At 42.2% G+C, this 22,956-nt stretch carries 18 protein-coding genes and 2 pseudogenes; all 20 read right to left on the bottom strand.

Annotation, left to right across the window (positions count from 1 at the left end; translation table 11 throughout):
• Nucleotides 1-500: 500 nt before the first annotated feature.
• The 20 genes and pseudogenes from COT43_08060 to COT43_07965 all read right to left on the bottom strand — a co-directional run bounded on the left by COT43_08060 (nt 501) and on the right by COT43_07965 (nt 22,323).
• Nucleotides 501-932 carry a transposase gene (locus tag COT43_08060; GenBank protein PIS27927.1) on the bottom strand — a complete coding sequence of 144 codons (432 nt, stop codon included), beginning with the start codon at nt 930-932 and terminating at the stop codon, nt 501-503.
• Between the two features lie 53 nt (nt 933-985).
• Nucleotides 986-2,590, bottom strand: a complete 1,605-nt coding sequence (locus COT43_08055) for a hypothetical protein (protein PIS27926.1) — start codon at nt 2,588-2,590, stop codon at nt 986-988.
• A gap of 172 nt (nt 2,591-2,762) precedes the next feature.
• The gene (locus COT43_08050) at nt 2,763-3,395 is read right to left on the bottom strand and encodes an abortive phage infection protein (protein ID PIS27925.1); all 633 of its coding nucleotides are present in this window, start codon (nt 3,393-3,395) and stop codon (nt 2,763-2,765) included.
• A complete protein-coding gene (locus COT43_08045) occupies nt 3,385-4,659 on the bottom strand; it encodes an abortive infection protein (GenBank protein ID PIS27924.1) in 1,275 nt (424 codons plus the stop codon). Before COT43_08045 ends, COT43_08050 begins: the two co-directional genes overlap by 11 nt.
• 341 nt (nt 4,660-5,000) lie before the next feature.
• Nucleotides 5,001-5,576: a hypothetical protein gene (locus tag COT43_08040; protein PIS27923.1), complete on the bottom strand. Its 576-nt coding sequence runs from the start codon at nt 5,574-5,576 to the stop codon at nt 5,001-5,003.
• Entirely contained in the window at nt 5,542-6,252 is a 711-nt protein-coding gene (locus COT43_08035; GenBank protein ID PIS27922.1) for a transposase, read from the bottom strand. The genes COT43_08040 and COT43_08035 overlap by 35 nt, the downstream gene beginning before the upstream one ends.
• A 174-nt stretch (nt 6,253-6,426) precedes the next feature.
• The gene (locus tag COT43_08030; protein PIS27921.1) at nt 6,427-9,390 is read right to left on the bottom strand and encodes a hypothetical protein; all 2,964 of its coding nucleotides are present in this window, start codon (nt 9,388-9,390) and stop codon (nt 6,427-6,429) included.
• A 150-nt stretch (nt 9,391-9,540) separates the two neighbouring features.
• Nucleotides 9,541-10,746, bottom strand: coding sequence for a [FeFe] hydrogenase H-cluster maturation GTPase HydF (hydF, locus tag COT43_08025; GenBank protein ID PIS27920.1), 1,206 nt, complete (start codon nt 10,744-10,746; stop codon nt 9,541-9,543).
• Nucleotides 10,743-11,015, bottom strand: a complete 273-nt coding sequence (locus tag COT43_08020; protein ID PIS27919.1) for a hypothetical protein — start codon at nt 11,013-11,015, stop codon at nt 10,743-10,745. Before COT43_08020 ends, hydF begins: the two co-directional genes overlap by 4 nt.
• Nucleotides 11,016-11,029: 14 nt before the next feature.
• On the bottom strand, nt 11,030-12,553 hold the full coding sequence (locus tag COT43_08015; GenBank protein ID PIS27918.1) for a [FeFe] hydrogenase H-cluster radical SAM maturase HydG: 1,524 nt from the start codon (nt 12,551-12,553) through the stop codon (nt 11,030-11,032).
• Between the two features lie 10 nt (nt 12,554-12,563).
• Complete coding sequence (locus COT43_08010; GenBank protein PIS27917.1) at nt 12,564-13,604, bottom strand: [FeFe] hydrogenase H-cluster radical SAM maturase HydE; 1,041 nt, start codon at nt 13,602-13,604, stop codon at nt 12,564-12,566.
• Nucleotides 13,601-13,849, bottom strand: coding sequence for an iron-only hydrogenase system regulator (locus COT43_08005; protein PIS27916.1), 249 nt, complete (start codon nt 13,847-13,849; stop codon nt 13,601-13,603). Before COT43_08005 ends, COT43_08010 begins: the two co-directional genes overlap by 4 nt.
• Before the next feature lie 199 nt (nt 13,850-14,048).
• Complete coding sequence (locus COT43_08000) at nt 14,049-14,333, bottom strand: hypothetical protein (protein ID PIS27915.1); 285 nt, start codon at nt 14,331-14,333, stop codon at nt 14,049-14,051.
• A 24-nt stretch (nt 14,334-14,357) separates the two neighbouring features.
• Nucleotides 14,358-15,128: a hypothetical protein gene (locus tag COT43_07995; GenBank protein ID PIS27914.1), complete on the bottom strand. Its 771-nt coding sequence runs from the start codon at nt 15,126-15,128 to the stop codon at nt 14,358-14,360.
• A 5-nt stretch (nt 15,129-15,133) separates the two neighbouring features.
• Complete coding sequence (locus COT43_07990) at nt 15,134-15,433, bottom strand: response regulator (protein ID PIS27913.1); 300 nt, start codon at nt 15,431-15,433, stop codon at nt 15,134-15,136.
• A 159-nt stretch (nt 15,434-15,592) separates the two neighbouring features.
• Nucleotides 15,593-17,595, bottom strand: a pseudogene (locus COT43_07985) (histidine kinase).
• Between the two features lie 8 nt (nt 17,596-17,603).
• Nucleotides 17,604-19,324 (bottom strand): annotated as a pseudogene (locus COT43_07980) (ferredoxin).
• A gap of 13 nt (nt 19,325-19,337) precedes the next feature.
• Nucleotides 19,338-21,149 carry an NADH-quinone oxidoreductase subunit F gene (locus tag COT43_07975; protein PIS27928.1) on the bottom strand — a complete coding sequence of 604 codons (1,812 nt, stop codon included), beginning with the start codon at nt 21,147-21,149 and terminating at the stop codon, nt 19,338-19,340.
• 175 nt (nt 21,150-21,324) lie between these two features.
• A complete protein-coding gene (locus COT43_07970) occupies nt 21,325-21,534 on the bottom strand; it encodes a hypothetical protein (GenBank protein ID PIS27912.1) in 210 nt (69 codons plus the stop codon).
• Between the two features lie 132 nt (nt 21,535-21,666).
• The gene (locus COT43_07965) at nt 21,667-22,323 is read right to left on the bottom strand and encodes a redox-sensing transcriptional repressor Rex (GenBank protein PIS27911.1); all 657 of its coding nucleotides are present in this window, start codon (nt 22,321-22,323) and stop codon (nt 21,667-21,669) included.
• Nucleotides 22,324-22,956 lie beyond the last annotated feature (633 nt).

The raw sequence follows: 22,956 nt of genomic DNA, 5'->3' as shown, positions 1-22,956 counted from the left end.
TCTTTTACCTTTTATCTGAAGTTATGCAAAGTGTGTACGATGTTATGACATAAATAGTGTGTACGATGTTATGAAACTTGCCAGCTACTCACTACAGAGCACACAGAGATCACAGAGAAAGATGGTGAATTATGGTTAAAAGTAACCCAGCAATTCATTGCTGGGATCGGAGAAAACAGCTAACTCCGGACTTTAGTCCTGTTCTTTGGGCTAAAGCCCTTTTTTAGTTTTTCATCCTCATCCACGAGTTAAAACTCGTGGCAATAACTAATCTGTCCAATTCATCTATTGCCACGGCTTTTAGGTCGTGGAATGAATCACTTCCAAAACACCGGACTTTAGTCCGACACATTGGACTAAAGTCCTTTTTTGTTTTTCATCCTCATCCACGCGCTAAAGCGCGTGGCAATAACTAATCTGTCCAATTATCTATTGCCACGAACTTTAGTTCGTGGAACCGATTACTCCAATACTCAGGACTTTAGTCCCAGTTTTCAGATTCAACTATCCTTGATGAACCCGTATTTCTTAATGAACTCATCATATTCTTGAGCAAAAGTCTTTTTCTTATGATGAATTTCCTGATTTTGGATATAATTCCTGACTTTCCCTATTTGCGATTCACTAACAGACACGGCTATATATTCATCCTGCCACTCGAAATGTCCTCGAACCAGATGATTATCATTAATCCAGTGCGCAGACTCGCCCTTGATTAGTTGCATTATTTTACTGATCGTTTGTGTACAACCTAATGATACCAGCGCATGGCAATGTTCTTCCATACAATTGAGTTCCGATAGGAATATTTCTTTCTCTGAGGCATTCTCATGAAGATGAACCAGCAATCCGGATTTGAGAGATGGACTGATTAATTTCTCGCGATTTTTTGTTGACCAAATCAAATGAATCCAAACTCTGATGTATGGCATATTTCCTCCGCTCATTTGGGGCTAAAGCCCTTTTTGAAAGATTTTCAAAATCCCTATTTCATCAGCGTCACTTTCTGGACGGCTGAGAAATTTTTTCCTAAAATACGGATAAAGTATATTCCGTTCCCGACTGCTTGTCCCGAGCAATTGGTCACGTTCCATACTATGGAATATGCGCCCGCTTGGCGATATTCATCGGCGCGCCAGATTTCACGTCCCATCAGGTTAAAAATTGAGATTTGAAATTTGCCTTGTTCAGGCAGAGCAAATTCAATTTTTGTCGCTGAATTGAACGGATTTGGGTAGGCCGAAATTTTGAATCCCCCAGGAATAATTTTTTCAGGTTCTATTTTGGTTGATTCAACGTGCACTCTTTTTGTCCAAGCTGGATATGGATATGTTGTAAAATTGACTCCGCCGATAACGACCATCCCGTCCTCCAGAATGGCGGCGCTTCTGGTATCGTAGCCAAAAGAGACGCATTCTTTGAACCAGGATAGACTTCCGTCATCGCTGATCCTGGCTAAAATGGTTCTGGACGAATCAGTACATTGGTTTAAAACTATTACCATTTTAAACGTGTTGTACCGATCAACCCAGATATTTTTAATTTCGCCGTTTTTTTGCAGACCGCTAAAACTGTATTTCTTGGTCCACAACAAATTTCCATCCACATCAATTTTAGCTATCGCGGCCAAATTACCCAAAAAATATCCAGCTAAAATATATCCATTTTCAACTGGAATTATTTTTGTCATAGCCAGACATGGAGAGGATGAGTGAGTCTTTCGCCATATTTCAGAGAGGTTTTCTTTTACGGCTATAACCTCCATTTTTTTTACTGAACTAGAGGTGCTAATACCGACAATTAAATACCCGTTGCCGGTTTTACATATTCCGCCACCTGTCCCGATGTTTTCATACAGGGTTTCCGATTCAATTACAATTTTCTCATTTTTGAGAAGAATTTTTGTTAAAAATGAGAAACATTTATCATTAACATCAGCTCCCTGACCGGAACATACAAACTGAGTTGAGTCGTCTGAATCAATGATGACATTGTTCAGACCACAAGATTTCAGTCCAACCGGCGTCCAGGTTGTGTCGGCGATTTTTTGGCCGTCCTTGTCAGTCCAGAGAATGTAATTTCTGAATGGCGATCCGCTTGGGTAGTCGTCGCCAACAATCAGAATTCCCTGGTTTTTTATCTCTATGGCGGCCTTGGGGTTAGAATAGCTTGACGCGGAATATTCATAATTCCACATCACTTCTCCTGTTCCAGTCGCCAGCTTCATTACAGATACATTGCCATTATGAAACTGGACGGAAATTATATTTCCGTCAGCGGACTGGAACCGTGGACACATCGCAAAATTCGTACCGTAGTCTTCTCTCATCCAGGTTTTATTTTGGGAGAAAGCTTGAGAATAGGATAAAGCGATGATTGCTATTATTAGCATTATAAACATGTTTTTCAATTTTGTCCCTCCTTTACTGCATAAGACAAATCTAAGATTCGTATTATTGCGGAGCGCTGAGGTGATGTTAAATAATAGTCTTAGTGCCTTGCCTTCAACATATCGTTGAATTAGCCGCACTGTTTTTACTTTTCTTTTTTCCGATCCGATTTTTTTCTTTTCCCTGAAAACCTTTTCCATGTTCAATCCTCAAAAAAACGCCGGTTCACAATCATCCTTAAAAAAACAACACCGTGAAAATATATATATTTCCAATTAACCGCAAGGAAAATCATCGGCATCGGGCATCGAGCATTGGTCGTGGGTTGTCGCTTTTTGCCACTGTTTTATGATAAAGCGTTTGCATTTATCCTTACTGATATTTGATTAACTCCAGTACTAGCATGTGAACAGTCGTGGAAGGCTTCTTATCCGATGGTGTTGTATCCGGATTGTACTGTTTTAACAAAGTCTCAGCGTTTCTTATGGCCGTCTTCTGACGGCTTAGTAAGATCGAGTACATATCGGGATTGTTTTTCTCATATTTGAATCCAAGTTTTTCATCTAAGATTGAATAATATCGTTCTCGCGGAAGATCGGCATTTAAATATTCAAAATGTAAAACGTACCAGAATTCAAAAGCCTCGTTTGAATAAGCAACTTTATATCCTTTTGCTTCCGCCATCTGGATCGCGGTGTTAAACTTCTCATCAGAAAAAGAATCTTTATCGAAAACGCACCAGACCTGATCGTAATATTCAGATTTTCTTTCTGCTTCCTTGACTTTTTTATCTGCGAATCTTATCAATGATTTAGTATTTAATCCTTCACCATATACTTCAAGATTCGCCTTATTAACACTGAAAGCACGGAAATACTTAGGTTCGGTTTTTTCACCTTCACATACGATCAAAATATTCTCATAACCGGCACGTAAATCGGTTTTACGCTGTAACGCTTTTTGAGCGGCTAATTTCCGCTTTCTAAAAAGGTCATCACTTCCCATAGCCGATCTCAAATTCCCGAATTAATGGAACTGCGCCGTAACGTCCGAGAAGATAATCCTTTTCATAGGAAGCATCCTTCCGAATTTTTTTCCCGTCAACAGCAAATTCAACTAATGAATATAGTTCGCTGACTTCCTGTTTGTTCTTCTGCAAAAAAAAGATCTGATCTCTTCTGAAAATATTTTTATCAAGCAATCTGGTATTGTGAGTGACAAAGATAAGCTGGGCATTGTTTGGATTCCGTTCTTTCGAATTGAACATCGCACAAATCTCTAGAATCATACGCGGATGCAGTCTGGCATCAAGTTCGTCGATTACCAATACTTTCCCTTTTTCCAATGTATCTATCAGTAATCCGCTTAAAGTGAAGAACTTCTGCGTCCCGGCCGACTCATCTCTGAATAGATCAAATTCTTCCCTGCCGATAATTTTACCGGTTTCATCATATTTATTGTGAGAAGTTCGGATATCCACTCTGGCGATTTTCGATGATCCGATTTTAAAGACGACCCCGGAATAAGGAGGAACGACCATTTTGTTGAATTCAGTCTCCGTTAATTGCAGATCCTCGATTTGCATATCGGCATTTTTAAGCAAGTTTAAGATTGCTTTCCTGCCTGAATCAGTTCTGGCAATATTAATAGACACCGATTGGATTCTTTCAGGTTTATCGCTGAAAATTGTGTTAAATCGTGAAAACCATTCCATTATCTGGGTTGCGATTTTTCCATTCATTTGAGCCGATACGGAAAGGAACAAGGCATTGGGACGAATCCGATCGTTTTTTACTAAGGACTCTTCACTTTTAAAATGAGATGAAAGATTAAATTTCTGACCGTCTCTCGTAAAGACTTCCAATTCTCTGACATTTTTAACAAGATAAAGCCATTCCGAATATACTTTCTGATCATCGATGGCGAATCCATAGCGGTATCGAATACCGGAATGAACGAAGATCACTTCAAAAACCGAAGGCTTGTTTTCTGTTTTTTTACTCAATCGAAACGGCAAATAAGAAATACTTTCTGTCGCTTGCGATTCTTTCGATGATGTAAGAACGAAATCTTTCATAAATGCCATTGCCATAAGCAGGTTGCTTTTTCCGCTGGCATTAGCGCCATAAATTGCCGCACTTTTCAACAAATTCGGTTTGACGCCTTGAATTGTATTTTCTTTACGCTCGGTGATAGGCGCGGCGACAAGACTTAAAATGACTTCATCTTTAAAGGAGCGAAAGTTTTCGACACTGAATTGGATTAACATGCTTATCTCCGATAATTTCTCATACTCACATCGAATATATGCCTTTTCAATGTCTATAGCAACAATATTTACGAAATATACTCATTCGACTCTTTTCAGGTTCGAAACCCTAAATTCCAATCACCAAACCCTGAAACATTAAAAAATCCCGCAGGAATTTTTTAGACAGCCCCTTCCTTTTTCCTCTGGTTTACACACATTATCTGACAGTCTCCAAAATGAAAAACCAGATTGAAATTAATTCTGATGTTTTGTAAAGAATATTAAACATTTATCACCTCCAATTGTAGTCTCTACAGCTGAATAACGATGTATTCGGATTTTTCGACATTGTTATATGATTATCCCCACCATCTGAACCATTTATGTAGATACCAGGTATGTCTCCACCTGTTATATTTAAAAAACAATGTCAAACGTCTGCGATCCATAATAAGTATCTCTTTTTGGCTATCTACAACTGGCTCACAAATCAAATCAATTCTGTAATACAATTTCTTTTTTTGTTCGGTAGAAGAAAGTAGCAATATATAATTTTCGCCTATTTTTAACAGGCTATCAGGATTAAAATTGTCCAATTCAATAATTTTCCACCTTTCAACATGTCCAGGCAAACCATACCCTAACCACGAATTATGTTTTAGCATATTATCCTTTCTTTCCTTATCATAAATCATTTTACAAGGAAAGATACGAATTGTATCTTGATTCAAAAAGTATGAATGCTCCTGCAGCAATTCCATCGAAATCCCCATCTGCAGTGATTGACTACAAAAAAACAACTGATCGGGCTTAATATAACCTAAAGATGATCGATTTATTAAAATGCCGATCAGTAAAATTAAAATGCTAATTATTAATATAATTTTGAAGTGTTTCTTTTTAATCATTTTTATTAATACTTCTCTCGTTTTCATTGGTACCTCCTTCAATTTTTTCCTCTGTGTATGCATCCGTCTGCCAATTCTGAGGGTTGTCCAGAATATATTCACGGATGTGCCCCAATTCATCGTCATTACGGATGATGTGATCGTAAAATCGGGATTGCCAGGCGAAATCCGAGTTTTGTTTGCGAATGGTAATGGTGCAAATTCGTTTGAATTGATTGATTATAACACCGATGGTTGCGTGTTTGGTTTTCGTTTTTTCCGTAGAGACGCCCAATCTGGGCGTCTCTTTACCTGGTACGCGGTAATTTGTATAGGAGACGCCCAATTTGGGCGTCTCTACGTTGGTCGCGTGGAAATTTGCACAGCCCGGATCGATCACACGTGAATTTTTTCCTGAGACGCCCGGATCGGGCGTCTCTACGGGGATTGGATCAACGCCCAATACAATTATCCCATGCACATGATCGGGCATTATAACAAATTCATCCAACGACGCATACGGGAAATGATTCGGAATTTCCAGCCAACATTGTCGGACAATTTTCCCGGCATCATTCAATATCATCTTTCCATCGATAAAATCGCCAAACAAACATTCCCTTCCGTGTGTGACAATTGTGACAAAATACGATCCGATCCCCGAATAATCGAAACCATCAAGGCGTGTCGATTCCACACGGTATTTGTCTTTAAACAGCGTCAAAAGGATTTCTCCTTTGAAATTCTTCGCACTTCCTCACCTTATTCAATCGCAATGCCTTCACTAACGAATCCATTTTACTGACAAATAATTCCGGAACCAAATATTTTTCATAATTGTTATAATATCCCAACGCATAACATCAGGACAAGGATAATTGTCTGATTTAAACCTGTTTTACTTCAGCAGAAGCATCTTCCGGACTTGCGTCTCGTTTCCCGCCCGGAGACTGCAAATGTAGATCATGCTTGGCAAGCCGGATGCGTCGAATACGACGGAATGATAGCCGGCGGGCATTTTCCGGCGAACGAGGTTTGTCACCTCTTTTCCTCTCAAATCAAAAATCGTCAGTGTGACAAACGCATCTTCCGGCAGGTCGAATCGGATCGTCGCCCGGGTATTGAATGGATTGGGATATATTGATTTCAAAGCGAATCGATCGGGAATTTGATATTTATCTCCGCCAATTGCCGATTGGCAGATATTTTTGGATCTTGGCGTTGGCTCAGTCGATAATTCAATGTTATTTTCGCCGTCGGGATAACGGCAAAGAGAAATGTCGGCGGTTTGTGTTCCGAATGTCAGCGAATCGATGAAGACGAAGCCGCTGTCTGTCTTTTGTGCGAGCCCGATCTGTTCGCCCTCAGCGCTGAGTTTGATATTGACATGCAGAATTCCCTGCTCCGGTTCTTTATCAGCCCAAAGCAATAAGAATCCATGCGGTGGAATTGTCGTGCTGTCCGACGCTGTTGCGGGAATTTGCCACATTTCGGGCATATTCAGATCATCCGTAATCCAGAGACCGCCGATGTTGACGGATTGATCGCGGCTGTTGTATAATTCTATCCAATCTTCGTGCGCGCCGAATTCGTCGGTAATGTTGGTTTGATTACTTGCCATCATTTCATTGATCGAAATTCCGGTATATGGTTCGGTATCGATCTCAAAAATCGCCGTCAACGTGTCCGAATCTGTCATGATTACGTTGATCGAATCGGTTGTTTCAGTGGAAAGTCCATACCACCGGACAAACCGATAGCCTGAGTTGGGAAACGCCTCGCATCTCAGTGAAATATTTTTAAAGAAGCGTCCGCGAAAATCCTGCGACGGGATTTCGACGCTGCTGACGAGAATTTCTCCGGCGGCGGGGTCGTTCGCCGAAATAGTTAGCGTTGCCGTTCCGTCCAGATCAAATACATCATTTATAAAGACGATCATGTATTGCGGGCGATTCATGGCAAATGTCCGAATGATACCGATCAGTGATTCCCATGTTGTATTGCCGAGCGTCATAGACTTCGGCCAACGCGCTTTATGCCGTGGAATTTCCGGAGCCAGCATCGTTTGGAGGCTGTCGATAACTTCTGTGACGCGGCTCGATTTAAAAGTCGTCGAAAGATGTGTGGCAAAGCGTTGGATAAACTCATTGCGGAATGTTTCATTCTCCATCATTTTCCTGATGAGTTTTGTTGACCAAAATGGGAGCGCGTAATACGTTCCGTCGGAATGCAACAAACTGTCAAGCGTGTTGGTATTATATTGTCCGCGGCCGTGAGCGCCGAAACTGAGATCGGTATCGAAAAGAATCCAGCGCCATTTATGACCTTCGCCCTGCTCGCGCCAATATTTGATGTTGCCGGCCGGCCAGTCGGTATTTGCGGAATAGATTTCGGTGATAATATAATTCATAAATTCATTGACATCGATCCGGCTTGCGACAAAAGCATAACTTTCCGGCAATGTCATATCATGCGAATCGATGAAAGCGATTACTTCTTGGTAATCGGTCGCGGTACCTACCTGTGCGGAGGCATTACCAACCAAAATATCGACTTTATCGGGATCGACGCCGTGATTATTTTCGAGATAATGTTCGTTGTGCTTTTCACGAATGTCATGAATTCCCCAGTAATCGCCGTTGAGAAAAAGTATTGCGGGTTGGTAAGCCATCCAATCGATGTCCATGCGATCTTTGACAAGGATCTGTATTAATCCGTCGCGAAAGAGCGTCCGATACCAATCCTGTCCGCCGTTCCGGAGTTTGAGATTGTTAAACTCCGTAATGTTTTTATCCACGAAAACCTTATAGCGGATTTTATCGACTCCGTAATCTCCACGTGTATAAACCGAAAGCGGTTTCTGCCCATATTTTCTTGTACAGCCCCCGCCTATCTTGATGGCAATATCTGCCTGAAAACCGGCTAAACCATTTAACGGAAAATATTCCAAATTCGCCGGGCGTTCCCAATCCTGATTCCAATTGGCTGGCGTATCCATACAATAACCGGGAATTCCATTGGTCCCAACGACGTAAATACCCGTCGTGTCATTCCAGAGATTCCGTGGATCAGTTGTCAATGAAACGACTGGCAGAGTGATGGATTCATCGATGAAATATGTTTTTGTTGAGATCGATCCCGGACGATAACCGGTTCGAAATGACCGAACGCGCAGAACTCTCGTGCTGTCGATGACAATCGGCGAACTGTAAAGCGGAGATTCTTCCATCGGTTCCGAACCGTCCAGCGAATAATGAATAGCGAATGCCGAATCGGTGCTTAGCGTAATGATCTGTTGGCCTGAATAGAAACCGCCGTTTAAAGAAAAGATCGGATCGGGTGCGAATCCCAGAAATGGAATCGTTGTATTCGCCATATTCGGCGTCGGATCGCTGAAATAGACGAGAGTATCGCTTCCGTTAGGATAGCGTCCCATCGAATAATCATCTATTTGTTCGGGAAAAGAGAGCGAATCAATCACAATTCCGTTTACTGTGAAAAGTCCAATCTGTTCTCCGGATTTAGACAATTTAAAATTACTGTGGCGTCCGGTGTTTTGATCGTCAGCCCAGAGGATCAAATATGAACCATGCGACATCGAGATGCCTGCGGGAATCTGCCATTTTAATGGATTTGTCAAATCGTCAGTGAGATATAAACCGCTCAGTTGAACCGTCGTATCTTCCGCATTGAATATTTCTATCCAATCGGAATAAGCATTAAAATTGGCATCCACAATTGTGGATTTATTTGATGCCTGAAATTCGTTGATCAATATACGAGGTGTCACCGATTGCGCAAATAAACATCCGGACATCAAAAGAATCGGTATAAAAGAGCGAATTTGTATCGGTAATTTCATTATCACTTTCGCATTGAACCTGTAAAACAACGACGGAAGTTATCCATTCTGACGGTAAATGTAAACAGCAGAATCCCGAATACCGATTTGAAATCCGTTTTGGGTGACGGGATTCACATAATCATTATAGAAACATGGCATGCTGTGTCTCTACTGAATTTCCGGAAATGGCGCGAGTGCACGATCGAGGATACCGATAAAATAGGCAATCGCCAGACCGTAATTCGTGACCGGGACGCCTGCGCGTTTGCATTGCATCATTCGCGATAGTACTTCCCTGCGATTGAACATGCAACTGCCGCACTGGATAACGAGTTGATAGTCTTTCAAATTCTCCGGATAGTCGTGTCCCTGAACAATTGTGAAATTCAGTTTGCCCCCGACTGTCTCATTCAACCAACGAGGAATTTTCTCTCTTCCGATGTCGTCGGTAATCGGATGATGCGAGCAGGATTCGGCGATGAGGACATTATCGCCCGATTTCAGGTTTCCAATCGCATAGGTTCCCTCAATCAACTCCTTAAAATCGCCTTTATATCGCGCGAAAAGAATTGAAAACGATGTCAGTGGAACATCATTAGGTGTGTCATCTGCCACCTGACGAAATGCCTGCGAATCGGTCACAACCAATGCCGGTTTGATTTTCAACGAGTCTAATGATGCTTTGAGTTGATGCTCTTTAACGACAATGCAAAAGGCGTCATGATCGAGAATGTCACGAATCGTTTGAGCCTCCGGCAAGATCAAGCGACCTTTCGGCGCTTCTTTGTCGATGGGAATGACCAGAACGATCAATTCGCCGGCTTTGATAATGTTGCCGAGAATTGACGGCGCGTTGATGAAATCGTCCGGTGCAGTGCGGATCAGCGCCTCGCGGAGATCGAGAATTCCGATCTTGTCGGAAGCCACGGTCTCGACGATGGTAATTTTTTTATCTTTTAATCGCTGAAGAAGTGACGCGTCGGGTTGAACCAAATCGGTTTTATTAATAACGACGATAACCGGAATCCGCCGTTCGGAAAATTCAAATAAAAGTTCCTCTTCGAATGTATTCCAGCCGGTTGGTTCGCTGACAATAATTGCAACATCGACGCGGTCGAACACTTTTCGGGTGCGTTTGTTTCGTTTTTCACCAAGCGAGCCGAAGTCGTCAATTCCGGCTGTGTCGATGAAAAGCACTGGACCAAGCGGCAACATTTCCATCGGTTTTTCAACCGGATCGGTTGTCGTTCCGGCAATTTCTGAAACGATAGAGACGTTTTGCCGGGTCAGCGCATTGAGCAAAGAGGATTTTCCGACGTTCCGCCGCCCAAAAATACCGATGTGAAGCCTCATTCCTTTGGGTGTTGTAATCATTTGAAATCTTCCATTAAAGATTGTACGATTTTTTCATTAATTAAATTCTCGCCGATAATCAATCCGATTTTATCGTTCAAGCGAATGCGTCGGTGAGGAAAGCCAATCGTTTGGTTGCCTGCAACATACGACCATCTCTTTCCGAATATTTCGCAGAAACAAACATCCACTCCGAATTCGTTTTTCAGTTTTTCCGTCAGAGTTATAAGCCTCTTTTTTAGTTCGATACTGTCCTGAATTGTATGACTGATTTTATTTGTCAGAATCATAAAGCGGCTCCCAGTTAAATGAATACATCCCGTTCGCCGGAACTGACTTGATCATAAAGCCCGAGAAATGTCTGAAGCAGATTTCCTTTTTGGTAAAACGGGATTTGTCGAATTTCGTCGATTTCTTTTTGGATGATCATTTCGCCGATCTCCTTTGTAGATGGAGAAGCAAAATCGTCCAGATATTCGCGAAATGTCAGCACGGCGTTGAGTTTGCAGAATCTACCTTCGACGCAACCTTTGAGAAGCCCCATGATCTTGTCGCCGGTTCTACCGCATCGATAACCAGCTGTGCAAAAAGAAGTAATCATTCCCATTTCGGCAATTTCGCGTATGACTTCGTCAAGGCTTCGCGTATCGCCGAGCATGAACTGCTGTTTTTCTTTGATCTGCGAGGCATTTTGCGCCAGGCTAAGCGCTTTCAGCGCTTCGGTATAACCGCCGATGCCGATCTTTGTTGATGCGTCTGTCTGCGTACAACCAACCATCAGAACATCCTGTTTGATCTCCGCCTCTTCCCTTGCGGTAATAATGAGACCGGAATATGGAACCGATAATCTTAGAACGGTAACAAGTTTCTTAAAGTCGGTATTATTTACAAGATGGTTGGATTTTGTGCTAAGTTCTGCGCCGGAAGCGGGCGTCAATCTGGGAAATGAAATTGTATGCGGACCAACGCCGAATTGTCTTTCGAGGTCGATAGCGTGATACAGAAGTCCCATCACGTCAAACCGCCAATCGTAAAGTCCAAACAACGCGCCGACGGCGACATCGTCAACACCGGCGTCCATCGCCCTGTGAAGCGCATACAACCGCCAGCGATAATTTCCTTTCAATGTGTTCGCCGGATGAACTGTTTTATAAGTCGGTTTGTGATAAGTTTCCTGAAAAACCTGATAAGTTCCAATTCCAACTTCATGTAATTTCCGAAGATCACTGATTGACATCGGAGCGGCATTGACATTCACGCGACGAATCGAACTATATCTATTTTTAACCAGAACTTTGACATCATAAATAGTTCTAATAGTTTCTGCTATGTAATCAACGTCGGTTTTCGGATGTTCGCCATAGACGACGATCATGCGTTTGTGACCTTCATTGATGACCACAGTCGCCTCTTGCTGGACTTCATCCATTGTCAGAATTCTGCGTTTTTCTTCGGTATTATCTCTACGAAATCCACAGTAGGCACAGTTATTAACGCAGAAATTTCCACAATAGAGCGGTGCGAAGAAAACGATGCGGTTGTCGTAAACCTTCCGCTTCACTTCCAAACCGGTCGCGTACATTTCTTTCCATAGTTCTTCGTCGGTAACATTCAGAAGCGTCGCCGTTTCGTCAGGTTCGAGTCTTTCGATAGCAAGTGATTTCTGTAAAATGTCTCGAACTTTTTGTTTATCGGGATTGACAGTTTTGGACAGATGAGAATTGATCTCTGTCTCATTGATAAAATCCTCGCCGTTGATGAGATATTTGTCGATCTCGTCCTGCTTGACGACCTGTTTGACCCATTCTTTAACACTGACTGAAGACATTAGAACTCCTTTATAAAATTTGATTATGATTCAACCAATTGGGCGACACGCCAACGGAATCCGACCAGCGCAGACCGGCTTCACGGATCATTTCTCGCACGGCTTTTAATGAATATTCCGTCTCATCCTGAACGGCGTTTTTACCGGGATAAATATTGTATAATGCTTTCACCCTTTCAGGCGTTAAAGACGGCATGATAACGTTCGCGCCGACCTTCAAACCAGTCAATCGGGCGCCTTTCTGCGCGGATTCCAAAGCGCTTGTTGATGGGATATTCGCCAGCGGATTTAATATTCGAATGATTGCAAGCGTTCGCAGAGAAAACAGAACATTGCCATTTTGCTGGTTTTTAAACGGCGTCTCAGGATGCGCAACGAATGGTCCGATACCAATCATGTCCAGATTCAGTTTTGTCAATTCCAAAATGGAATTGGCAAGCGAATCCACCGTTTCGCCGGGTAAACCAACCATAAAGCCGGATCCAGTTTCGAAGCCGAGTTCATGTAGCATTTGGACGCATTTCAGCCGATCGTTCCACCGGTGTCCTTTTCGCGCGTTTTCATAGACTTCTCGGTCGAACGTCTCGATTCGGAGCAAATAGCGGTCGGCGCCAGCATCCTTCCATAATTTGTATGTTTTAAAGTTTCTTTCACCCAGCGAAAGCGTAATAGCGATGGAATATTTTAATTTGATTTCAGAGATTAGTTCGGCGATCCAATCGTCGGAAAAATAGGGGTCTTCCCCGCTTTGTAGGACAATTGTTTGGATTCCCTGCTCTTTTCCGATCTTGACACAATGCAGGATTTCTTCGCGTGTTAATCGATAGCGTGTGATTTCTTTGTTCGGTGCTCGGAGACCGCAGTAAGAGCAATTTTGCTTACAATGGTTTGAAAATTCAACGATGCCTCGAATGAAAACGTCGTCGCCAAAAACTTTCCGGCGAATTTCATCGGATTGAGAAAATAACCTACCATCATTTTCTCCCAAAAGAAATGATTTAATAGTCTCAAATTGGCTAAAATTCGGTTCTTTTATTCGGTCTAAATTCATATTTTCAACGTCGTAGATTTTACTTTTACTGATGGAATTTGTCCGAGTTTACCGGTCAGCGCGCCAAGTTCATCTGTTGTCATTTCAAGAATCAGAAAAATAATAGCAACATTCTGTTCTTTCATCGGATAGCCGACGCGCAAAAGAATTTCATTCGCGTACTGATGAAGAATTTCTCCAACGAATGAATAAGCCGCATTTCGGTCATTGATTGTGATGGTTGCCGAGTGATGTCTTTTTTCCATAAAAAATTCCCATTCTTTTTTAAATCAAAGGATGGGAATTCTTGACAGTCTATACTGTCGTGTACTTTTTTCCATCCCTTGATGTCAGATGATTCCTCCACCTCAGGTGAATTTGATTGCGTCGGTGCGCCTGTTATTGGCGCGTTTTAAAAAGCTCCGTCCACCGTAGTGAGTTTATGATCGAAGAGTGTATGGTACGTCATATCGATTCATTTTCAGTGGACGGATAAGTGTTTGCATTGAGAACGATCGTGAAAACGGAGCCGACGTCTGCCGTACTTTCGACAGAAACATTGCCTTGATAGAGGGTTGCGATCTTCTTGACGATGGACAGTCCTAATCCGCTTCCCATGATGTTTTTCGTCTTTTCATTTTTGATCCGGATAAACTCGCTAAACAGCTTGGCGTTCTCTTCCGGAGTCATGCCGATGCCGGTGTCTTTTACCGCAATCTTTACTTTATTCTCTAAATTCCAAATATCAATATCGACTTGTCCGTCGTCTCGATTTTATTTAACGGCATTGGATATCAAATTGTTCATAACGATTTCTATCTCTTCGGAATCGCAGTCCATTTCAACGGAATTCGGGCTGTGCAATTGAATCCGGATACCCTTTTCCTGTGCAGAAGGTTGAGCGGTTTCCACGGCAGTGCAAACAATGGGTATGATGTCCTGTTTTGCCAAAGTTCGTTTTTTTTGCCCGGATTCGATGCGTGTGAGATCGAGCAAATCGGCAATCATTTTTCTCATGCCATTAATTCTTAGCAAACTCCGATCAATCATTTGTTGATAAGCAGATAAGTCGTTTCCGGAAAGGTGATCCTTCATGATGTTCAAATAACCTTCCACGGCGTTTAGTGGTGATTTCAATTCATACCCAAGCATGGAAATGAATTGAAACCTGACCTGATGTTTTTCTTGTTCGAGTCTGCGGATATGCCGGGCGAGGATTAAATTTTGCGCGGCTTTTGCAATCGTTTTCTTGAGTTCCGCCGGTTCAAATGGTTTTGCTAAAAAGTCGAACGCTCCGTGTTTGATGGCAGTAACGGCCGTTTCCAGCGAAGCGTATGCAGTGATCATGATTGTAACCATTTCGCTGTCTTTCGACATCACATGTTCCAGTACATCCAATCCACTCATCGACGGCAATTTATAATCCAATAACAAAATGTCCGGACGAATTGCGTTGATTTTTTCGATCGCTTCTTCTCCACTTTCTGCCAGATCGGTAGTAAAACCAACTTCATCATCAACGATCAATGTATGAAGATATTGCATGGTGGTTAATTCTTCTTCAACAGACGTTCGATCTCTGTGCGCAATTGTTCAAAACGGATCGGTTTGGATAGAAAATAATCCGCTTTGATCCATGATTTTTCCTCGTCACTTGTGGCGTCGAATTCAATACCGGTTTCATTCGCGACGGCAGAACAAATGATGATAGGTACGTCGGGGTATTTCTTTTTCAAATGGTATGCTAAAGCAAATCCACCATCCAAATTCTCCATCATTAAATCCAGAATTGCAATGTCTGGCTTCAAATTTTTAATCAATTCCTCGGCATTTTTTTTGGCTCTCGGCAGTGACTACATGATAGCCAGCCGCTTTCAACTGAGTTTGATTTTGTGTTAAAAAATCGACGTCGTCATCAACCAAAAGAATTGTTTTTTGCAAGTCTTCTGCACTCATTATTTTCCTCGACTTATTTGGTTTTTAGTTAATACTTGTTTTATAACTAACATTTATGCTATCCGCTTTCTTGGTAATGTAATTGTAATAGTTGTTCCGGTCGGACCTTTGGCGAGATCGTTATTGGATTCGACTTTGATATCTCCATTATGCATTTTGATAATTCCATAGATAATCGACAATCCGAGACCGGTTCCCTGACCGACTTTTTTCGTCGTGAAGAAAGGCTCAAATATTTTTGACATGTGTTCTTTCGGAATGCCAACGCCTGTGTCGCCGACACTGATTTTAATAGAATCCACATCACCTGCAGTTTTTAGCATGAGCGAACCGCCATTTGGCATTGCAGTGAGACTATTGTTAACAAGATTTATCAAAACTTGAATGATCTGGTCATGGTCTATTTCCGCAATCGGATCGGGAATTCCGTTAAGAATGTGGACGCTAATATTAGCAGGGATTTGAACCGTTTTGATATAGTTATTAATCATTTCTGATATATTTGTCGCTTTGTGCTGAACTTTGGTTTGTCTGGCAAAGTTCAAGAGTCCGGAGACAATTTTTTTACACCGGTCGGCTTGACCAACTATCATCTGAAGATCATCATAAATTTCTAAATTCTTGTCACAATTCTCGGCAAGTAAATGAGCGTACATCAATACAACACCGAGCGGATTGTTCACTTCATGAGCAATGCCTGCGGCAAGTTGTCCCATGTTAGCCATTTTTTCGGATTGGATCAGCGCTTGACGAGTATTATCCAATTTTTCGTGTGAAATATTCAATTCTTCAATCACTTTATGCAAACGTTCGATTGTGTACGGAAGACACATTTCGGATTCTGCTAAACCTTTATAGATGGCGATTGCGTGTTCACGACAAGTTTCATAACCGCATGCGTCACAATTCAGTTCATCTCCCGGTTCGAATTTTCCCATCCTAGCCAGAATGTTGCGAATGGTTTCATCATCAGGATCGGGAATTCTTTGATTAAACGGAATGAACGTTCTGGAAAGATTGAGGTTTTCTAAACGCTTCATCCAATTTTCCCATTCGGCATGATCACGGATTCTCTGAGACTTTTTAGCATATTCGCTAACGTGAAACCGACGTTTTAAAATCGGTCCCTTCGATGTCATTCCGGCGCCCATAATACATCCGTCGCAACAGAGTACATCCAATAATCGAGAGTTAATCTCTCCGGATCCGAACTGCACAATAGCGTCGATGAAGCTGGAGCGTCCGCTGGCGGAAATTACATCGCCTTCAGACAAATTCTCAGCGATGCCTGATGTTTCCAAAAGACCCCTGTGAATCGGAAAAATCGTCCCCTTTCCGCCGTAAGGCGGATCGAAATCTGTCGGTTCTACGTCTCCCGGACGGATATTATCTTCCTCCCACATCTGCCGAATCTCCGCAAATGTCAGAACTTCATCAATTTCTCCGCTCATTTCGTCGCTGTACGCTTCCGCCATTTTTGCCACGCAAGGACCAATGAAAATGACTCTTAAATCATTCCCATGAATTTTTCGGAGCATTCGACCTGTCGCGACCATAGGTGAAACGACCGGACAAAGTTGGTCTATCAATTCTTCATGATATTGTTTGACATACGCAAACACGGCAGGGCAAGCGGTCAAGATGTACCGCTTATTTGGATTCTGTGATAGAACTTTTTTCATTTCTCTTGCGTACAAATCGGCGCCAAAGGATACTTCATTAACATATTCAAAGCCGATTTTTCGAAACATACCAACCATTATCTGATAATCGAGTTCGGGAAACTCGGCGGGAAAATTTGGTGCAACCATGCCGCCACGCGAGAACCTGATTCAAGAAACTCACGGACTTCAAAGGTCGAGCTCAGAACTTTTTTTACTTTCTGACTGCAAACCCGGACACAATTCCCACAACCAATACATCTATTTGGAATGATTTCAGCCTGTCCATTGGCTATTCGAATTGCTTTAGCTGGGCATTCATGAACGCAAGTATAGCACAATCGACAACGATCTTTGATCGTGATTATTAGCGGTTGGTTTTTATCGCGCGGCATTATTAATACTATCTGATAACGTCTCTTTTATTATAGTGTGTATGCAGAAGATAGTGACTCTTCTCGCCTAATGGTTTCTCGAGATATTCTTCATATAATTTTTTGATATAGCGATTATTATGAGAAGTGCGGTTCATGGCGTCGCGATCGATTTCATAAAGTGCTTTCATTCTGGATTTTATTGCTTCCTTATTGATGCTGTAAGGTTGTCCGCCGCCGGTAATACAACCTCCCGGGCAAGTCATAACTTCAATGAAATGTATATCCTTCCTTCCAGATTTTATCTGCTCAAGGACTTTTTTGGCGTTGCCCAATCCACTCGTGGCGATCAATCCAATTTCCATTTCGCCTATTTTTAGATGAACTTCTTTGATACCTTCCAATCCGCGAAGACCCTGAATCTTAACATCTTCCATTTCTTTCCCTGTAATTAAGAAATGAGCCGTACGAACGGCGGCTTCCATGACCCCACCCGTAACTCCAAAAAGTTTTCCGGCGGAACTACGTTCGCCAAACGGAGAATCGGCGTTCTCCGGTTCCATATTTTTAATGTCTAATCCGCGCATCTTGATTATTCGAGCCAACTCTCGCGTTGTTAAAACAGCATCTATATCCGGGACGCCGTCTCGCGCTAATTCAGGTCGCTCGGCTTCAAATTTCTTCGCTGTACAAGGCATGACCGAGACGCTATAAATCGACTTTGGATCGATATTTTGTTTTTCGGCATAAAAACTCTTTATGATGGATCCCATCATTTGCTGAGGACTCTTGCATGTGGAAAGATTGTCGATAAATTCCGGATAAAATTCTTCGACATATTTAATCCACCCCGGAGAACAACTGGTCATCATCGGTAATTTGCCGCCGTTTTGAATGCGATAAACCAATTCAGAAGCCTCTTCCATAATTGTCAAATCTGCGGAAAATGCGGTATCGAAAACTCGATCGAAACCAAGGCGTCTCATCGCCGCCGTCATAATTCCCATGACGTCTTGACCTATTTTCAAACCAAACTCTTCGCCCAGTGTCACGGAAATGCTAGGCGCATGCTGGATAACGACCAATTTAGTCGGATCATTAAGTGCATCCATCACTTCCTTAATACTACTTTTTTCGCGAAGAGCGCCGGTTGGACAGACCGCTACACACTGCCCACAATAAACACAAGACGATACGTTCAATCCTTCATTGAAAATTGTGCCCACGACTGTTCTACAACCACATTGATAAAATCAATAGCGCTGACACCCTGAACTTCTTCGCATACGCGAACGCATTTCCCACAAAGGATACATTTTGATGGATCGCGGATGATCGCCGGACTGGAAGTATCGATTTGGTATTCGTCTTTCTTGCCTGAATAGTGCCGTTCGCGCACTACCAATTCTTCCGCTAAAGACTGAAGTTCACAGTTACCATTGCGAACACAATATAAACAATCGTCGGGGTGATTTGCCAACAAGAGTTCGACAATTGTTTTTCTCGCACGAATCGCACGCGGAGAATGCGTTTTGATTTTCATCCCATCTCTTACAGGATAAGCGCAGCTGGGAACCAATCCCGAAATTCCTTCGACTTCCACAACACACAATCTACATGCTCCCGTCGGAAATAGGTCTGGAAGATGACACAATGTAGGAACTTTTATACCTTCTCGTTTTAAAACAGTCAATATCATTTCCCCATGATTACATGTAACTTTATTATTATTTATTTCTACGGTAATCACTTATAGACCTCGCTTATTTAACGGTTATTGCTTTGAAACGGCATACTTCGACGCAACTGCCACAGCCTATGCACTTATCAGCTATGATAAAATGCGGAGTCTTGGGATTCCCAATAATCGCATTTGCGGGGCAATTTTTCGCACACAAAGTACAGCCTACGCATTTTGCTGGATCGATTTCATATATCAACAATTCCGTACAAACACCGGCAGGGCATCTTCTTTCATAGATGTGCGCCTCATATTCGTCGCGAAACCATCTAAGCGTGCTAAGTACCGGATTGGGCGATGTTTTACCAAGTCCGCACAGACTTGTATCTTGTATAACACTCGCTAAACGGTTGAGATACATGATCCCTTTGAATCGTTCCAGCGCTTCGTTGCCTGATTCGTTTCTTCGACTACGTGTAATACTTTGGAGTATTTCCAGCATCCGTCTGGTTCCTTCACGGCAAGGTATACATTTCCCGCAACTCTCTTTCTGAATAAAATCCATGAAAAATTTTGCGACATCTACCATACACGTCGTTCCATCCATTACGACTAACCCGCCTGATCCCATAACGGCGCCAACAGTCTGTAATGTTTCATAATCAATTTCTATATCCAAATGCTGAGTCGGAATGCAACCGCCGCTGGGACCTCCAATTTGCACCGCTTTAAACTTTTTCCCGTTTGGAATTCCGCCGCCTATTGCATAAATGATTTCGCGCAGTTTCGTTCCCATCGCAACTTCGACCAAGCCGGTGCGACTGATTTTTCCGGACAGCGCAAAAACTTTTGTGCCTTTGCTCTTTGCTGTTCCAATGGATGAAAACCGGTCTTCACCGTTGATTAAAATAATCGGAATATTTGCTATCGTTTCAACATTGTTGATGACGGTTGGTTTTCCAAAAAGACCACTAACCGTAGGAAATGGCGGTCTGGGACGCAGCATTCCCCTTTTACCTTCAATAGAAGCTATCAATGCGGTTTCTTCACCGCAAACAAATGCGCCTGCGCCCATCTTAATTATAATGTCAATGTCGAGATTAAATCCGCTATCAAGGATGTTATTTCCTATCAGACCATATTCTTTAACTTTTTTTATAGATTCACGCAATCGATGAACAGCAAGTGGATATTCTGCACGAATATAGATGATGGCTTTTGACGCCCCAATCGCATAAGAAGCAATAGTCATACCTTCAAGCACTCTGTACGGATCGCCTTCGATCACCGCACGATCCATAAACGCGCCCGGATCACCTTCGTCGGCGTTACAGATGAAATATTTCTGGTCGGATTTTTCTGCAAGCGCAAACTTCCACTTTTTGCCAGTCGGAAAACCAGCGACGCCGCGTCCGCGAAGCCCACTCTTTTCCATCATATCACAAACTTCAGCAGGCGTGTAATTTCTCAGCGTTTTGATCAGTGCACGATAGCCTCCGTACGCAATATATTCATCGATATTATTCGGGTCGATAATTCCGCAATTAGCAAGTACCCAGCGCGTCTGAGGCGCAAAAAATGGATGTTCGTCAAAAAATATGACATTCTCCCATGGGGTTGACTTTTCAGAGCGATGCTGACAGATTTGATTTTCAGCCGGTAGCGTTTGTCGCTTTAACAATGTATCTAAAAGTTTTTCCACTTTGTTTTCCGTGATTTTCCTGAAAGCGACTCGGTTTTTCCCGGGCAATTGAATTTCCACAATCGGCTCATCTACACACAATCCGATACAACTAACTTCAACAATTTCAGCCTCTATCTGATTTGTCTTCAGATATTCATCGATTTTAGCGCGTGTTTTTCCGGCGCCAGCGCCCAATCCACATGTTCCCATTCCAACGAAAATTACCGGTTTATCGACGGATTCACGACGAATCTTAGATAACCATTCTGCTCTTTTTGGGGCAATTAATTCGACATCAGAACATGTTGGACCGATTTTAAGCATTTCCAAAACCGGATTGCACTCTGCATTTAAATTTTTATTATCAACGTAAAGGTCATCGGGACTATTTAACATGGCTGGATTCCTTTCGGCGATAGGTGTTCAGAATGCCTTTAATTTTATCCGGCTCAACACCCGCATAAATTTCACCATTAATGGAAATCACCGGAGCCGAACCGCACGCGCCCATACAGGCGACGATTTCAAGACTGAATAAACCATCCCGCGATGTCATTCCCGGCTCAATCTTCAGCTCACGCTTAACAGATTCCAGAACTTTGTCCGATACTTGCTATCGCTTCACGACTGATAACGCCTTCTTTTTCCTGAACTTCCTGAAGAATCGGGATCAAAGAATCCCTCTTCGCATTCGGATGATTGGACAAAATTGTTTCAACAACAATGCTCACGATAAACTTTCCTTTCTTATATGACGCCGTGCAAAAAAAGCGACCTTTTCGACAGTCAACAACATATCTCGATTGACAACATAGATTTCAGGAAATAAGTTAAGTTTGATCGGAGCATAATTGACTATGCCGCATACTCCAGCCTGAACTAAACGATCTGCAACATCCTGTGCGTCACTTTTCGGAACGGTGATGATGGCAACGTTAATTCCTTCCGCTTTCACGATTTCCTGGATTTTTTCCGTTGGATAACAATGAACACCATGCAAAACGCGACCAACTTTTTCTGGATTACGGTCAAATATAGCCGTGATCGCCAATTTATCGGCTCGTCCTTGAAAATAATCTAAAATTGCACGACCTAAATTTCCGACGCCGACTAATGCGACCTTCTGAATATCCATTGCATCAATATATTCGCTGATGCTTTGGATCAATTGATCAATGTCATAGCCGTGAATTGGTGAACCGAAATAGCCGATGAGCATGAAGTCGCGACGAACCTGAACAGGTGAGGCGCCCGACATCTGCGCCAATTGGTGAGAAAATACGTTCTTTTTACTTTCGAGTCGAAGGTTACTTAAAAGCCGACGATAAAGGAGCAGACGCTCGATATTTTTTTCCGGGACGGTTTTACTGTTTTTTCTTTTCATTGTTAATTCCTTAACATTGTTATTTTATTCACAGTGGAAATTTAAAACCCTATATTTGATTTATCAATCGCTTTTTTACTCTGTACCCTATTACAGTATTATATCCACAAAGAAAGAATATGTCATATTTATAAAGTTAAGACTCGAAACTATTGCCACAACATGAACTTGTCCGACCCTGGCGGAGTTCGTGGAATCGATCACTCTCACAAATCCGAACTTTAGTCCGATCTTTTGGGCTGAAGCCCTTTTATTGATATTCTGTTATCCACGAGTTCCGCCTCTGGCGGACAGGTAAAACTCGTGGCAATAATAAAAAACTCTGAACTCCAGTTTGACGCATCGTGTCTGCGGAGCAATATACTCTATTCCCCTCCGGAGGTTGTATCTTCTTTAGTAATTTCTAATTCAAGAACCTCGCCTTTTATAGGTTTGGACATAGAATAATTAATTTTTGACACATATTCTTCTAATGTACTTGATAGTATTGGATTCCCAACATAAACTGTGTATGCATTTATTTTATCTGAAAATTCATATAATGTATTTGAGACTGTAAGATAAAGTGTTTAAACCTTGGTAGAAGATATTAAAATAGGAAAAGACAGGAGGTGTTACACATGGGAATAGACA

The sequence above is a fragment of the Candidatus Marinimicrobia bacterium CG08_land_8_20_14_0_20_45_22 genome, assembly GCA_002774355.1.
Taxonomy (GTDB): domain Bacteria; phylum Fidelibacterota; class UBA2242; order UBA2242; family UBA2242; genus 0-14-0-20-45-22.
Note: the sequence above shows the minus strand (reverse complement) of the source record. Positions and strands in the feature narration are given on the sequence as shown.